A 16,074-nucleotide genomic window follows, 5' to 3' on the forward strand; every position below is an offset into this window, starting at 1 on the left:
CCTGGCACACAACAAAAAAGAGCAGCTAAATAGCTGCTCTTTAATATTATCTGCTTCCTGAACCTTGCATTTGGTAATCTTTTGGTGTTTCTGCACCTAAAAGATTTTGGACGAAGTAATCCCAGCGGCGGCGCATCATATAAGGCGAGTAAGCCCCGAAACCATGTGCACTGTTTGGAAAAATAACCAGATCGAAAGATTTATTGGCTTTTTCCAAAGCTTCTACTACCAATAGTGTATTGTAAGGTGGAACGTTATCATCCATCATACCATGTACCAGCATTAACTTACCTTTTAAGTTTTTTGCATAGTTTTGGTTGGCCTGTACTTCATAATCAGCGTTTTCTACCAAACCATTGTAACGTTCGCCCCAATCGTCCTCATAGTTTCTGTTATCGTGGTTTCCTGATTCGGCAATACCCACTTTAAAGAAATCGGGATAACGGAACATAGCCGCAGCAGTGGCAAAACCACCACCCGAGTGCCCCCAGATACCAACTTTAGTAGTATCCATAGGGTATTTCGCAGAAAGCTGACGGATTGCAGCAATCTGATCTGGTAAAGTATTTTCGGCCATGTTGCCATAGCTCATATCGTGAAAACTTTTAGAACGATCGGGATTGCTGGTACCTTCAATTACCACTACAATAAAGCCCAGTTCGGCCAAAGCCTGGTTGTCGCCACGTGAGGCTGAGAATGCCCAACTGCCCACGCTTCCACCCTGCGGACCTGGATAAATATAATCGATAACCGGATATTTTTTGGTCGCATCCATTTGCGTTGGCGTAAAAACTAATCCGTAAATATCTGTTTTACCATCTTTAGCCTTAACTGAAACCGGTGTTGGCGCTTTCCAGCCAGTAGCAGATAAACGCGAAACATCTGTTTTTTCTAAATTCTGAATCAGATTGCCTTTCATATTCCTCAATACGGTAACCGACGGAACATTTGGTTGCGAATAGCTATCTATAAAGTACTCGAATGACGGTGAAAAAGTAACCTGGTGGTTACCTTCTTCTGGTGTTAACGATACCAGGTTTTTACCATCAAAGCCAATTTTATATAAATGGCTGAAGTAAGGGTTGCCAGACTCACGGCCATTTGCAAAGAAATATAAGGTGCGGGTTTTCTCATCAACCTTAACTAAACGGCTAACCATCCAGTTTCCTTTGGTGATCTGGTTTTTCACTTTTCCGGTTGTTGCATCATACAAATACAAATGACCCCAGTTATCGCGTTCCGAATACCAGATAATTTCTTTAGATGCCGGAAGATAACGCCAGTTAATGGCTCCCTGACCTGATTCGTACTGTGTTTTTACAGTTTCTTCGAAAACTTCGCGAACGGCACCGGTTGTTGCATTGGCAATGCGGAATTTTTCCTGTTTGTGATCACGTGAGGTAGATACAAAAGCTACTTCCGAACCATCGGCTTTCCAGTCGATATCATCAAAAGTACCACTACTCGAAATGTCGTCGCTTAAAGTTGCACGGTGCGGATCGGCAGGGATACTCAAAGAAACTACTTTCGGGTTTTCTACATCAATCACCACACGTCTGATGGTTGCAATCTCTTTATCGCCAGGCAAAGGGTATTTCCAGGCTTTTAAAACCGGCGCACCAACATTGGTAGTTACCAGATACATATCTTTCGAATTTCTCTGATCTTGTTGAAAGGTTGCTATTTTTTTCGAATCAGGAGACCAGCGTAAAATCGGAGCATCGCTGTGTTTCCAGCCCGCATTATCGGTAGCATATCCATAATCTTTAATACCATCGGTAGTTAACTGGGTTAACTGGCCAGAGGCTACATCTTTCACAAAAAGATTATAGTCTTTTATCAGAATTGATTTTTTACCATCTGGCGATACCACTTCGTTGCGGCCGCCAAAACGACGTGATGGCGAAGATGGTGAGCCATTTTTATACTCAGTAGTTAAAGTTTTTGTTTTCTTTAGCGGATCCACCAAAAAAGTCTGTTCGGTATTTTCGCTTTTGGTGGTGTACCAAAATTTATCGCCTTCAAGCCAGTTCGGTTGTACACTTGCGTGATCGATGTACTTTGAGGTGTTATAGCTCATAAAGCTTTCTGCTCTTTCGTAATCTTTAACGGTTAAAGCTTTCTGCTGAGCATTTGCCGCAAAGGCTAAAGTACAAGCCGTTACGGTAAGCCAATTTTTATTCATAATATGTTGTTGGTTAATCTCGGCGATAAAAATAAGACTGTTTTGGCATATAAATGGTATTAAAGCTGATACAAATTTAGCCAGATCATTAGCTTGATTGATCGAACGGGCTCCTTCAAAAGTTTTGGCATTGCCATTTAACATTATCGCTTTAACAAAGATGACTTTGTTAAAGCAGCTTTATTTTTCTAATTTTATTGTCCGCATATTCCAAATTACAACCGCATGTCATCCAAAGAAATACTTCAAAATTACGTTGCCAAAACTATTTCTTTAACAGATGAGCAGTTCGACTATTTTTTTTCTCATTTCAAGCCGCAATCATTTAAAAAAGGTCAGGCCATTATTACTGCCGGCGATCGGGTAAATTGCGAGTACTTTGTAACTGCGGGCTGCTTAAAGGCTTTTTATATTAATGACGACCTGAAGATGTTTATTCTTCAGTTTGCGATGCCTACATGGTGGGCCTCTGATTTTGATGCCCTTTATAGTGGAAATATAGCAACCATCGGCTTGGATTGCATTACCGATGCTGAGGTATTATGCTTAACCAGTGCCGACCGCGAAAAGCTTTGCAAGGAAATACATGACATTGAACATTTCTTTAGGTGGCGAACCAATAAAGGTTATGTGGCTTCGCAAAAACGGTTACTTAGCTTCTGGTTTATTCCCCAATACAAAACCTGCCTTTTGGTCCCAATCTTTGGGCACACACTTTCTCTTTACCGATAAATCTTTCGAAAGTCCATTGACTGTAATTCTGAGATAGATGTATTTGGATCCTTCTACATCTTTTTTTTGAGCGCTTCAGATAAAAAAACAGCCCTAAACTCGTTTCTAGCATACTTTTGAATTTTTAATTTTAAAAATTCAAAATGCAATTACTTTCAACAGTTTACATAAGGTGTAACAATAAAATTCCTTTTAAGACTAATCATCTAAATGCTAGATGAGATAATGCATAATCTTAAATTTGACGGTGTTGTTTTTAGGAATTGGGAACGACTGGAAAAACCAGAAAGCATTGACTCCATCTCACTAAAAACAAACATTCAATAATGTGTCAGGGTACAATCAATTGCAGCATGTGTTAAAATTGGCTGAGCAGGGTCAATCAAATTGGTTTATGCCGTCCTAGTCTTTGCATCCAAAATAGATATTAAACGTCGATAATTTGCCATGACTATTAACAATTAAACTACTATCATTTTTAATTTTCCTGACAATATCACCTACATTAATTTTTTCGTAAAAATGAGATGTATCACTTACAAAATAGATATTTTTTCCATTATCCAGTATTACCGTTTCCGTTCTGTGATTTTTCTGATCAATAAATTTTTTTACGACTTCACCTGAATAGGACTCTCTTTTAAAATCATCAAACATAGCACAAGTCAGTGTACGATAAAATTTTTGACCATTTAAGTATAAAATTACTAAAATGACCATAGCAACCCCGATTAGTATTTTAATGTATTTCATATTCTATTTTCCTATAAATGTTGTATTTGTTCTGCTCCATGCTGCACCTATTTTGAAACCCTCTGCCACTGAATATCCAAATTGGCTATAATCACTACCGCCTAAATAAAGGTCTGTATTTCTATAAGTTTTATTTCTTCTGTTGCCAGAATATTCAGCGCCTAAAAAACCATATCCGAGTGTATATCCAGAACCAGGACCTTCATAGTCGTTAACACTAAATGTTTTTCCTTCTTCAGCTCGTATTTCTTTAACATTGACACTTGCGCTTATATTTAAGCCAAGGGCTGGGCCATGGCTAAAGAACCATCTCCTTCCCCCGTGTTTATCAGTTACGACACCTATTTCAACCGTCCAACCCCCACCAAGTACATAAGACAAATTTAGTGATTGAACTTCCCCATCAGGTCCTTTTGCAAAACCAGGGTGCCAACTTGATTTTTTTGCAGCACTAAAGGCTTCCTTTTGTCTCTCAATCAACCAATTTTGATTGCTGCTAGCCTCTCTAATGTCCACATCCCTCAATTGTTTCCAATCATCAAAAACTCTGCCACCTGTGCGACTATTATCATTGTTAAATTTAGCAGCAGCCTCATTATAACTTAATAAGCCATTTTTTCCAAAAGCATCGACCCCTAATATCCCTGCTGCGACATTAAAAGCGTCATCATCCGAAGTAAATCGAGTTGCAGTGCCAGAAGAGGCACTCCAGGTTCCGCCATATTTGGATTTCTTATCCCATAAATATTGAATGGCTTCTTGTACGTTCATCTGTTGCTTATCGCCTAGTGGGTCGTTATACCATAGTGGGTTGTTTAAGGCATATTGGTAAGGGCTTACCTCATGGCTTTCATCTGCGCGCGGGTCAGCATTTATAAAGCGACCCAAAGCTGCATCATACATACGGAAAAAGGTCTGGTAGAGATCGGGCATATCAGCGAAATCATTCTGCCATTCGCTGCCACCATTGTACAGGTTCTTGTTTGCATCAGTAGGGGTATAACTACCGCTCATTACCAGTCCAAAGGGGTAATAGCTGTTTTCCTGTCTTGCTACCAACTGTCCACTATTTTCTTCAAAACTTACCCGTGCATTGCCTTGTAAATCCGTAATCACGTACTCGGCTTTTAAACCGGTACCGGTATTACGTACCCGCCCTTCGGCCATAGCAAAATAGGACAGGCTACTGTTTTCATAAACAAAGCCATCAATATAGTCGGTAGTCTTAACCAGGGTGTTATTGTCAAAAGCCTGTTTACGCAGCAGGTTTCCTTCACCATCGTAACTATAAGTCAGATAGCGGCCAGTCGCTGTGGTTATGGTAATTTTATCGGTTTTACTAAACGCATTATAATCGAGTAACAACCCTTTTTTATCATCGCTTTTCATATTGCCATTATCATCGTAGCTATAACCGGTAGTGGAACCCGTTAGGTTCTTAACGCCCAAACCCGCATAGTTAGTACCGGTTGCATCGGTAACATTGGTCAGACGGTTTCCATCGTAGCTGTAATTCAGGTCATCTATAGCCGCAACACTACCACTCACGAGCGCATTCCTTTGTAGCGCAAGGATATTGCTGTTCTGGTCGTACAGTAGGTTCTTTTCATCAAAAGCCCCGCTGTTTACCCAACTGCCGCTACCAGACCGGTTGCTGTAAAGGGCATTTTTTAAGCGGTTCTGACTGTCGTAACTATACCTATAGGCCCGTTCATCTGTTGTAGTATTGGGTACTGCGGTTTTCCATTTGATGGCCGACACGAGGCCACCATAACCTGCAGTATTTCCCAGGGCATTATCGGTGTTGTTATATAAAACCTCCATCCCAAAAACGTCATTTGTATCCCCGTTTTTATCATCAACAGTAAGCGTGCTGTTATTGATACTGATCGCTGACCCCTTGATGTTGTACCTAAAGTCTACCGATTGCAGGTAACCTCCTCCAGAGAGTGCATTCAGGTTTTTTTTAACCAGTTGCCCAAGCTCATTGTATTCATAGTTGGCCACATGCACTGCAGCTGCACCATTATAACTTTCGTCAATGCTTTTAATCCGTTGTGAATGGTCGTAAGTATAACTGCTTAGAACGGTTGTGGTGCTACCCGTATTTTTTACGATCCTGATTTGTAGCGCCTTGCCCGTAAAATCAGTTACTAACGTCTTAACGTCGTTCACCGAACTGTTTAGCTGGTTATTGTTCCTGATTTGTATGGTGCGACCATTTTTGTCATAGAACATGTAGCTGGTTAGCCAGATATTGGACAGCCCCTGACCCACACTTCGTTTAGCCGTTGCCGTCAGCATGCCTCTTGTATATGCACTTGCTGGTTGTTCATTAGCCAACCCTTGCGTCTGGTAGCTATAATCAGCACTTCCATCCTGGTTAAGGTCATAATCATCGTAATAACTAAACGCCAAAGGACTGATATTGCTAACAGGAAAGACCTGGTTGGTATAATAGTTTGTTGCCGAATTAGAAGAGCGACCCTCAAAATATACAGTACCATAATTTTGGCTGTTTACAAAACCCTGCATAGCTGTCCTGGTGGTATAGGTATCGTCGGTGTAAATCCCCTGGCTTATGGCCCGTCCTTTGATATCGTATTTGATATAAGTCCACTGGTTAACATTCCGCATATTACCATCCTGAACCAGTACTGGTCTGTTAAGCGGATCATAAACCATATACAATACTGCAACACCGGGTATATTTTTTTCAATCAACCGGTTCCGCTCATCATACCTGTAGCTGAACATCAGTTTCTGCACTTCCGTCTGGCTAAGGTTCCAGTTACCCGCATTACGCATAAAAGAAACAGCTTTGGGTGGCAAGATGTATGCGAGGCTTCCAGCATCGTTGTAGATGTAGTAATTATCGAGGCTGGTTTCAGTAACGCCATTTATTACCTCGTCGATTAGTGATCGCTTCAGTCTCAGTTTTCCATTCTGATCGGTAAAGGTTAGGGTTTGATTGCCATGCTCGTCAGTAAAAACCGTACAGGATAGGGTATTCACTGCATACTGCCCCTGATTGGTACCATCTGGTCCCCAGCTGATAACTGCATCTCCACTCTGGTTCTGGCGATAGCTAACAGATTTATAATGCTCACCCGGCTGAAATCCGCTACCCACACCACCTGCCTGTAACAGGCGTTGTAGCGGGCTGTTTTCGAAGAGGCTTTTACTGAATGGGGCACTGTCATCAGCAACTTTATCAGTTAATCCATTACTGTAAAAAGAGGCTTGCGCGCTTAAACTGCCCGATTTAAAACTGCCAGTACCATCACCTGCAGTATAAGGCAAATATTGGTAGGCTTGTCTACCGCTATTATCGTAGCTGCTTATCTGGACCATATCATGCTGGCTAGGGCTGGCTTTGATTGAAACGGTCTGTATGGGTCTGCCCAAGCCATCAAAATAGAAGCGGGTGTCCTGTTTCTGGTCTATTGTTAAATTATACAATTGATCGTCGCTGGTAATACCGGCAACTTTAATGGTTTCCCGATGGAGATATTCGCCAATCTGGGCAAACAAGGTATTGGTGATGGCTAGTGATAAAAATACCATCAATGCAGTTCTACGGATCATGTTTTTAAAGCTTGGATGGTTCATATTACAATAGACAAACGGCGGTATCGACAATCAGGTTAAGGCTGGCACTTCCTTTCAGATCGGCATTAAAACTCAGCGGACTGGCGACTGTAGTGGAGAAGCAAAAGGCCTCGGCGAAGTCAGAAGGCTTAAATTTGATACTTTTAGTTGCAGGACCGCTTTTAGAATAATACACTTTCACGCTGTAATCGCCTTGCCAGATCGTCTGTCCGGCCATTAAATCACTTTCCGAGAAGTTGTATACCATAATCCCGCCCTGATAAAGCTGCAGGCTCGTAACGTGGCCTGTGGTTGTATTTTGGGTATAAATTATGGGCAGCGTAGCTTTCACCGTAACAGCTATAGTGGTATCCTTTGTACTGTAATAAGGAGAGGATGCAGTCAGTTTTACATTGTATGTTCCTGCCCTGGTAAAAGCATGATACTGGATGGCGTTAGTGGTAGTTACGGTAGTTGTTCCATCGCCAAAATCCCAGGTATATTTAATACCCTCAGTATTGATTTCAGACCTGTTCTGCGCCGTGAAATTAACGAAAGACGAACCATTAATATTGGATTGGTTGGCAGAGGTGAAGTTCGCTTTAAAAACAGAGCTGATTTTTACTGAATCAGCATTATAGGTCGCTGCGATATAGGTGTCTTTTAAAACGATCTGCTGATCCTGGTCTAAGACATATTTTATACGCCCCAAGCCATCGTAGGTATAATATTCAGAAACGCCATTGGTACTGGTTCGCGCGGTTTTCTGGAAGGTAACGGGGTCGTATGCAAAGGTGCTCACCTCCGCCTGTTCAGGATAGAACAGTACATCGTCTATAACCGCTGCAATGTTTGACTGGAACTTAGCCTGAAAGGTGGCCGACATATTGGTAACCGGTACCTTAAGTTCATAATATTTCCACTTTCCACTGCTATTGGTTATGCCTAAATTATATGAAGATACCTGACTGGCGGTATTGGTCAACTGCAAGGTAATATTTCCAGCAGAAGTGGTGTTTACCCAAATGGAGAAAATGTAGCTGCCGGCATTTGTATTTTTCTTCAGGTTCAATGACAGGCTTTCATTCGCAGGCAAAGTCAGGGCACTTTTTCCGGTGCGGCTATTGGTAGTATAGGTATAACTGCTATTGTCTTTTATAAACTTACAGTTTGCCGTCTCGCTGTTAAAGTCATTAAAGCCGATTTCACTTGTGCCGGAGTTGGCCATAGTTAAAACTGGCTGCATGCTAATATGGTCAGTTAACACGGTTGCCTGGTTCCTGTTATTGTCATCGTAATCCAGCAGAAATGCCGAGAAATCGTAGGCATTACTATTTCTGCTAGCAACGTACCGGGAATCTTTGGCCAAGCTACCCGAAGCTACCGACATGGGTGAAAAATCCGTTACGCCATCAATCGAAGTAAACTGGAGGGTCTGGGAAGGAAGAAACAGGTTTTTACTGCCCGTTGGATTGAAAATACCAAATTTAGCAAGGTCGGCCCCCACAGTTTTATTGATACTGTTCCTTTCCAGTTTGGTATAGGTTTCCACCGGTATATTTATATTCAGGTTTTTTAGGCTATCCAATGCAATCACGTTTGGATCAGAGGAAGCTACTGAGGCGATATCTTTTGAATAGGTGGTGTAGTTTCGGTTGATACTGCCATCGCTATTAACCTTTTCAACCAATGTCGGTAATTTATGAAGTGGGCTGTTGTAGTAAATATTGGTACTCATTTGCTGGCTGGTACCCAGGTTCGAAGAATCAAAGGTTTTACTGGTTTCCTGCGAGGTCAGCTCACTTACAGAAGTGTAAATGTTATATTTGGCATATGCTTTAACGCCCGCATTGTCCTCAGATTTAAATCCGGTTACCACTACTGGGGTTCCTGTTCTTATATAAGAATAAGCCACTTCGCTCACCTGGTTACCGCTGCTGTTAAAATTGGTTGCCTTCTTGATCAACCCCCTTTCAAAATCATAGTTTATGTTGGGAGGAAAAGGATAGGTATTCACCGCGTTTTCTACAAATCCATAATTGTTACAGTCTGGTCTTGCAATATTCACCACCGTAGGGTTCCAGTCTACTGCAGTTCCGATCTCCCAGTTCGTTGCCGGCGAAGTAAATTCGTATAAAGTACTTCCTTTGCCCGACTGGCTTTCTCTTACATAGCCGTACACCACTGTATTGTTTTCTTCGGCAAGGTTATATTCAGACCTTACTGTTGAATAATTCCACTGGTCCTGCGCAGATCCACCGCCCGTGTAAGGGGTGGCAAAAGCAAATGCCGGAAGTGAAATCGCTTTCCCACTGGATTGTCCGGTCGTTGGGTTAATGTAAGAGAAATCCTTTACAACATTGTTTCCGGTATTAATACCGTCATAATCCACAACCTGTTTTATCCTCACCCCGCTACCTTGTAGTACAGCACCAGCTGTATTGTCATAATAATCGTTAGGTTCAAATGTTAAGGTTGTGCTGCCTCCCTCAGGGTAACCAATTTCCTTCAAAGTTGCATTATTGATAGCTGATGCATTCGGAACCCGCTCTGCGCCAGGAAGTGTGTAACCATAATAAGCAGCAGCTGCGCCAGGGTTTATATTCCGGTACCGCTCGTATCCTGCGGTTGCAGCGTTGATATATACTTTGGGGTTTAAATCTGCTACGCTTGCCTTATTGTAATAGCCCCAATAATCCATTTGCCTGTTGGACGAATCAGGAACCAGATAGGTGGGATCGGGAGTTTTTTTATTGTATTTAAAATAGTAACCCCGTTTTGAATTCTCCCAAGAAATGGAAGATATAAGCTGGCCAAAAGTGTAATTAAACAGTAGTTTTTTCCCGTAACCTGTGATACTGTTGATTAAAGGAACCTTGTAGTCGTACGAGGTATGATCAAAGGTGATAGCCAAATTTACATTTAAGTCATGTCCATAAGAAATAGCAATCAGCCTTCTGGGCACAAACGTGGTCGTTTTGGTAAACTGGAAAAGTCTGGCAAAGGTATTGGAAGGAGCACCGACGTTGAAATTAACGCTATCAACCGAGGTTACCGTCCGTTTAAGGAGATCAACATTATCCAGTTGGTCGTAATCCAATAGGATAACGTTCCCATTCGGATCGGTCATTTTGGTAAGCTTCCAGCAACTGTTAAAATTTATACCGTATCTATACTGATCGTATTCATTTTTAAAGTACTTAATATTGGATAGTGTGCCCTTGGTTACCTTTTTGCTTTTTTCCAGGTCTCCAAAAGTATACCTTAGTCCTTTGTCGTTTATTATCGTAAAACTAGTTATAGCGCCGTTTATATCTGTTCCATAGGTTACCCTAAGGTCTTTGTAAGGAATGGTTTTAATCTGGTGATTGCCATCAAAGACCAGTTTACAGGAAAGCCCTGGTACATTGACATAAAAAATATCGGGTTCGGTATCGTTCAGGTCAGAAAAATTGCTACTGATGTAAGAAAGATCCGAAGCCTCATCCGTACAGGTTGAGCTGTTGTTATCATTGGCAATAGTAAAGCTATTGATCAATGCCCCTTTATTATTGTATAACCAACCTAAGCGGGTGTTGCCGTTCAAGTCAGCCTGGGCATCATCGGGCAATCCCCGCAAATCCCTTTTAATATCCCCACCCGCATTTAAAAACCAATCCCGGCCTGCCCCGGCCCCCAAATCCAGCGACTTTACCCCATTCGTACTATAAATCAGCTCAACGGGGAGCGCACATTGCCCACTCTGGACATTATATAACGGAACAGCAAAATTTGCCGTGCCTGTAAAGTGATTTACCGAAACAAAACTTTTTTGGGCAGATAAATTTAAGCCAGCAATAGATAATGCGGCAAAAAGGAGAAATCTTTTAAACATTGTAGAGAACTAATGAGGAAGAATTTATAGAAACGGAATATTAGATAAGGAAATTCCACAAGGATATATCACTTGGGCTTCAACGCTTGTTAAACCCAAGGTCTATCTGAAGGATTGAAACTATTGATAAACCTGCTAACAAGACAGGATTCTGGAGCGTATTTTTCATAAAGTCATTGATAGGCTAATTTTTGATTGTTGCGAAATTGTCCATTAAGTATCTTGACCAAAAAAAAATTACATGAACTACCTATTTTATATGACAAAGCTTCATTTTTAAATAGGCTTTTCTTTTAATAATAAATTACGAACTGTACACTTGAATAAAAAACCATAAGGCTTTGCTCCCCTTCTCGCTAAAAAAACAAGATACAATCACCTGATTTACAACTAATTTACTTACGAATCAAAATTAGCGAAAGGGGGGAAATCAAATTGATTTATCCAGTTATGTAACAAAAACCGATATACCGCAAAGAATGGGTCATTCACTTTATGAGCCAAACAACCCCTAAATTGGATAAACCAGAACATATTGACCCTAACTTACCAAAAACAAATAATCAGCAAGCCCCTGATTTATAGCCGTTTTCTCTATCTACTAAAATTGGTGGAACGGGGTCAATCAAATTGGTTTATGCAATTTATAGCTAATTTCGCTATACACTAAAATTGGTGGAAAGGGGCCAATCAAATTGGCAATTTGATGGAGTGTACACAGTCAATGGGAATGAGACACGAGCGGGAATTAAAATAGTAGGATATATTTAAACTCTGAACTGGCAAACATTTGTAGAAAAAGCGTCTTTTCAAACGAATAAAGTTCCACGATTTTGCCACAAAACATCGACTAATTTAGTGATATTTTTCAATACACTACTTTAACTAATGACAGATAAACAGCTGTAAATAAACGTTTTGTCGTTTTTAGGTTCGAATCCCTTGTCTCCGCAATTAGAAATCAGAGAAAAAATCTAAAAAAACACATAAAACACTGTATATAAACCAGTTGCAAAACAAAAAAAAAAGATCAAAAAATGATCTTTTTCGTTCAGCGGAGAGAGCGGGATTCGAACCCGCGGTACCTTACAGTACACACGCTTTCCAAGCGTGCTCGATCGACCACTCTGACACCTCTCCAGTAAGGCTGCAAAAATATATTTTTTATTGATAAAAAAAATGCTCCCGACATAAACGGGAGCATTTCTAAACAGATTAATCGCTATTAGTCTATAACAGTGATTTTTAACATATTGGTTTTACCTTTAGCCTCGATTGGAATAGCTGCAGTATTGATAATAATATCGCCTTGTTTAACCAGTTTTTTAGCTTTTAAGAACTCATTAACCTCAATGATGGTGTTATCGGTACTTTCCCACTTATCGTAGTAAAAACCTCTTACCCCCCATAACAAGCTCACTGCGTTTAATAATGCACGGTTGCTTGTAAAAATAAAGGTTAAAGCTTCAGGACGGTGGCTCGAAATTTCGAAAGCAGTATAACCGCTCAAAGTCATCGAAACAATACCTACAGCATTGGTTTGTTTAGCTAAGAAACAAGCTGAATCACAAATCGCATCGCTCAAGAAAGACTCCGATTTTGGTTTTAAGAACTTATCAGGATTGAAAGGATAATTGTTTTCTTCAATGTTCTGGATAATTTTTTGCATCGTTTCAATTACGATCAGCGGAAACTCACCAACTGATGTTTCGCCACTTAACATTACCGCATCGGCGCCATCCAATACAGAGTTAGCTACGTCATTCACTTCAGCACGCGTTGGGCGAGGCGTAGTAATCATACTCTCCAACATCTGGGTAGCCACAATTACAGGTTTAGAAGCCGCCCTACATTTGGCAACGATCATTTTCTGTAACAATGGTACTTCCTCCATCGGACATTCAACACCCAAATCGCCACGGGCAACCATAATACCATCAGTTACTGCAATAATCTCATCGATATTGGCAATCGCTTCAGGCTTTTCAATTTTGGCAATTACACGGGCAGATTTACCGCGTTCAGCAATTATTTTTTTCAGTTCGATAATATCTTCAGCTTTACGCACAAAAGATAAACCGATCCACTCTACGTCATTTTCTAATACAAATTCTAAGTTCTCACGATCTTCAGGCGTCAAAGAAGGAATAGAAACTTTAGTGTTTGGTAGGTTTACCCCTTTTCTGGAAGTTAAAATACCACCATGAACAATCTCGCAGGTAACTTCATCTTTCAAATTGGTAGATAAAACTTTCATTTGAAGTTTTCCATCATCCAAAAGGATAATCTCGCCAGCCTGAACATCCTGAGGGAAGTTTTGGTAAGTGATGTAAATCCGTTCTTCGTTACCGATACACTCGTTAGTGGTAATTACGGTTGTTTTACCGTTAATCAGGTTAATACCACCTTCTTTTACCAGGCCAATACGGATTTTAGGTCCTTGTAAATCGGCAAGAATACCCACATTATAATCGTATTTTTTGTTTAAATCGCGGATGGTATCCAAAACCGCCTGGTGATCGGCTTGCGACCCGTGCGAAAAGTTTAGACGGCAAACATCTAAACCTGCGTTAAACATACTATATAATACATCTGGTTTTGCTGATGCAGGCCCTAGTGTGGCTACGATTTTGGTTCTCGAATGAAAAGGTTTCATTTAATTAATTGATTTTAGGATGCGGTTTTAGAAAACGCAATTATTTATCTAAAATAGACAAACCGCATTAAATTTTATATATTTTGTTTCTTTGTTCTTTGTTTGTAACCGTCAAATATAGTGTATTTAATACACCAAGTATATAATTTTTATATTACCAAATTCTCCTTACTCTTTAACTTGGTCGGATCTATCTTCGCAGCCACCTGTATATCAGGCAGTTTATTTAATCCATTTAGCAGATAATCCAAATCTTCCTTATCTATAAATTCTTTAATAATAATAAAGAAATCTACCTTGTTCATCTCCGGAATCAGAAAACCATCACTACTTCTGTTGCTAATCAGGTAATATTCTACCTCGCCTTGCTCTACAAAAAAGTAATATTTAGAAAAACACCAGGCTGGTTCGTCAATATTAAAAAAAATTTCGTGGTCTTCTATTTTTTCAAATTGTGTGTTTAAACGGGTATTAATTTTGTGGCAAAGTACATAGTCTTTTAGGGGTGCAGTAATCGCAATTAGTATAAAATCAAGGTCTAAGGTAAGTTTTAGGTAAGTTCTATTCAAAGCGAAATAAATTATTTACAGAACGAAATTAAAAAACTAATTCTATATTCGCTGTGTTATTGAGATACCAAAATTACGTATCGAAATAAAAACATTTGAAAATTGTAAGAATTTATTTTTCTTTGCACAGAATTATTTAACCATTAAATTATAAAATTATGTCTGATATTGCTTCAAGAGTTAAGGCTATTATCGTAGAAAAACTAGGTGTTGACGAAAGCGAAGTTACGCCAGAGGCTTCATTCACCAACGATTTAGGTGCAGATTCTTTAGATACCGTAGAGTTGATTATGGAATTTGAAAAAGAATTCAATGTAGCTATTCCTGATGATCAGGCTGAAACCATCGGTACTGTTGGTCAAGCAATTGCTTATTTGGAAAAAAACGTTAAATAGAATTACGCTTTTTCAGTATAAATGGAATTAAAAAGAGTAGTAGTAACAGGGTTGGGTGCGCTCACTCCTATAGGCAATAATGTTCCCGATTTTTGGGAAGGATTGACTAACGGGGTGAGTGGCGCTGCTCCTATTAAGGGTTTTGACACTGAAAAGTTCAAGACTAAATTCGCATGCGAGGTTAAAAATTTCAATCCGGAAGATTTTTTGGAGAAAAAAGAGGCTCGCAAGCTAGATCCGTTTGTACAATATGCCCTTGTGGCAACAGATGAGGCTGTGAAGGATGGTGGTTTCGATTTTGAAAAATTAGATACCAACCGAATCGGTGTAATCTGGGGTGCGGGCATAGGTGGATTGAAAACATTTTTGGATGAAATTTCAAATTTTGCCAAAGGTGATGGTACGCCAAGATACAATCCATTTTTTATTCCTAAAATGATTATTGATATTGCTCCAGGGCATATCTCTATCAAATACGGTTTACGTGGACCAAATTTCGCAACTGTTTCGGCATGTGCTTCTTCTACCAACGCCATGATTGATGCATTTAACTATATCCGTTTGGGTATGGCCGATGTTATTATCAGTGGTGGTTCTGAAGCAATTATTAACGAAGCAGGAATGGGTGGTTTTAACGCCATGCATGCACTATCTACACGTAACGATGATCCGGCAACAGCATCTCGTCCTTTTGATAAAGATCGCGATGGCTTCGTAGCTGGTGAAGGTGCAGGAACCATTATTTTAGAAGAACTTGAACATGCAAAAGCAAGGGGTGCAAAAATTTATGCAGAACTTGTTGGCGGTGGAATGAGTGCAGATGCTAATCACATCACGGCACCGCATCCTGAAGGTTTAGGTGCCAGAATGGTAATGACAAATGCGCTAAAAGATGCCGGTTTAACAACTGCTGATATAGACTACATCAATGTTCATGGTACCTCTACACCACTTGGTGATATTAGCGAAACCAAAGCCATTGGTACATTATTTGGTGAAGATGCTTACCGTTTAAACATCAGCTCTACCAAATCAATGACGGGCCACCTCTTAGGAGCTGCCGGTGCTGTTGAAGCAATTGCCGCAATTCTTTCTGTTAAAAATGATATTGTTCCTCCAACAATCAATCACTTTACAGATGATCCTGCATTTGACCCTAAATTGAACTTTACTTTTAACAAAGCGCAAAAACGTACAGTTAGAGCTGCTTTAAGTAATACATTCGGTTTCGGTGGTCATAACGCTTCTGTGATTTTCAAGAAATACGAAGATTAATTTAGCCCAGCTGCCATATAATTTTGTATGCTAATTTAAAAATG

At 40.2% G+C, this 16,074-nt stretch carries 9 protein-coding genes, 1 tRNA gene and 1 pseudogene; 3 read left to right on the plus strand and 8 right to left on the minus strand.

The annotated features are described in order from the left end of the window. Positions 1–46: 46 nt before the first annotated feature. Positions 47–2,185 (minus strand): S9 family peptidase, encoded by a 2,139-nt coding sequence (locus DBR40_RS26100; protein WP_124562675.1) that lies wholly within the window; start codon positions 2,183–2,185, stop codon positions 47–49. A 225-nt stretch (positions 2,186–2,410) separates the two neighbouring features. On the opposite strand from DBR40_RS26100, the gene DBR40_RS26105 reads away from it, so the two are divergent. Further along, complete coding sequence (locus DBR40_RS26105) at positions 2,411–2,917, plus strand: Crp/Fnr family transcriptional regulator (RefSeq protein WP_124562676.1); 507 nt, start codon at positions 2,411–2,413, stop codon at positions 2,915–2,917. Here the strand turns inward: DBR40_RS26105 and DBR40_RS27345 are convergent. The 7 genes and pseudogenes from DBR40_RS27345 to DBR40_RS26140 form a co-directional block, all read right to left on the minus strand. Beyond that, positions 2,909–2,956, minus strand: a pseudogene (locus tag DBR40_RS27345) (hypothetical protein); the annotation flags it as partial. The gene DBR40_RS26105 and the pseudogene DBR40_RS27345 sit on opposite strands and share 9 nt — an antisense overlap. A 363-nt stretch (positions 2,957–3,319) precedes the next feature. Continuing rightward, on the minus strand, positions 3,320–3,670 hold the full coding sequence (locus tag DBR40_RS26115; protein WP_124562677.1) for a hypothetical protein: 351 nt from the start codon (positions 3,668–3,670) through the stop codon (positions 3,320–3,322). Between the two features lie 3 nt (positions 3,671–3,673). Continuing rightward, positions 3,674–7,258 carry a DUF6443 domain-containing protein gene (locus DBR40_RS26120; protein WP_158674145.1) on the minus strand — a complete coding sequence of 1,195 codons (3,585 nt, stop codon included), beginning with the start codon at positions 7,256–7,258 and terminating at the stop codon, positions 3,674–3,676. Positions 7,259–7,283: 25 nt separating this feature from the next. Then, positions 7,284–11,135 carry a PKD domain-containing protein gene (locus tag DBR40_RS26125; RefSeq protein ID WP_124562679.1) on the minus strand — a complete coding sequence of 1,284 codons (3,852 nt, stop codon included), beginning with the start codon at positions 11,133–11,135 and terminating at the stop codon, positions 7,284–7,286. Positions 11,136–12,190: 1,055 nt separating this feature from the next. Next, a tRNA-Ser gene (locus tag DBR40_RS26130) sits at positions 12,191–12,275 on the minus strand. A gap of 85 nt (positions 12,276–12,360) precedes the next feature. Beyond that, a complete protein-coding gene (gene pyk / locus DBR40_RS26135) occupies positions 12,361–13,791 on the minus strand; it encodes a pyruvate kinase (RefSeq protein WP_124562680.1) in 1,431 nt (476 codons plus the stop codon). A 149-nt stretch (positions 13,792–13,940) separates the two neighbouring features. Continuing rightward, positions 13,941–14,360 (minus strand): IPExxxVDY family protein, encoded by a 420-nt coding sequence (locus DBR40_RS26140; RefSeq protein WP_090765092.1) that lies wholly within the window; start codon positions 14,358–14,360, stop codon positions 13,941–13,943. A gap of 158 nt (positions 14,361–14,518) precedes the next feature. On the opposite strand from DBR40_RS26140, the gene DBR40_RS26145 reads away from it, so the two are divergent. Together DBR40_RS26145 and fabF are read left to right on the plus strand one after the other, a co-directional pair. After that, entirely contained in the window at positions 14,519–14,755 is a 237-nt protein-coding gene (locus tag DBR40_RS26145; RefSeq protein ID WP_008508386.1) for an acyl carrier protein, read from the plus strand. Positions 14,756–14,776: 21 nt separating this feature from the next. Beyond that, positions 14,777–16,030, plus strand: coding sequence for a beta-ketoacyl-ACP synthase II (fabF, locus tag DBR40_RS26150; RefSeq protein WP_124562681.1), 1,254 nt, complete (start codon positions 14,777–14,779; stop codon positions 16,028–16,030). Positions 16,031–16,074: the final 44 nt, after the last annotated feature.

The sequence above is a fragment of the Pedobacter sp. KBW01 genome (assembly GCF_003852395.1).
Lineage (GTDB): Bacteria > Bacteroidota > Bacteroidia > Sphingobacteriales > Sphingobacteriaceae > Pedobacter.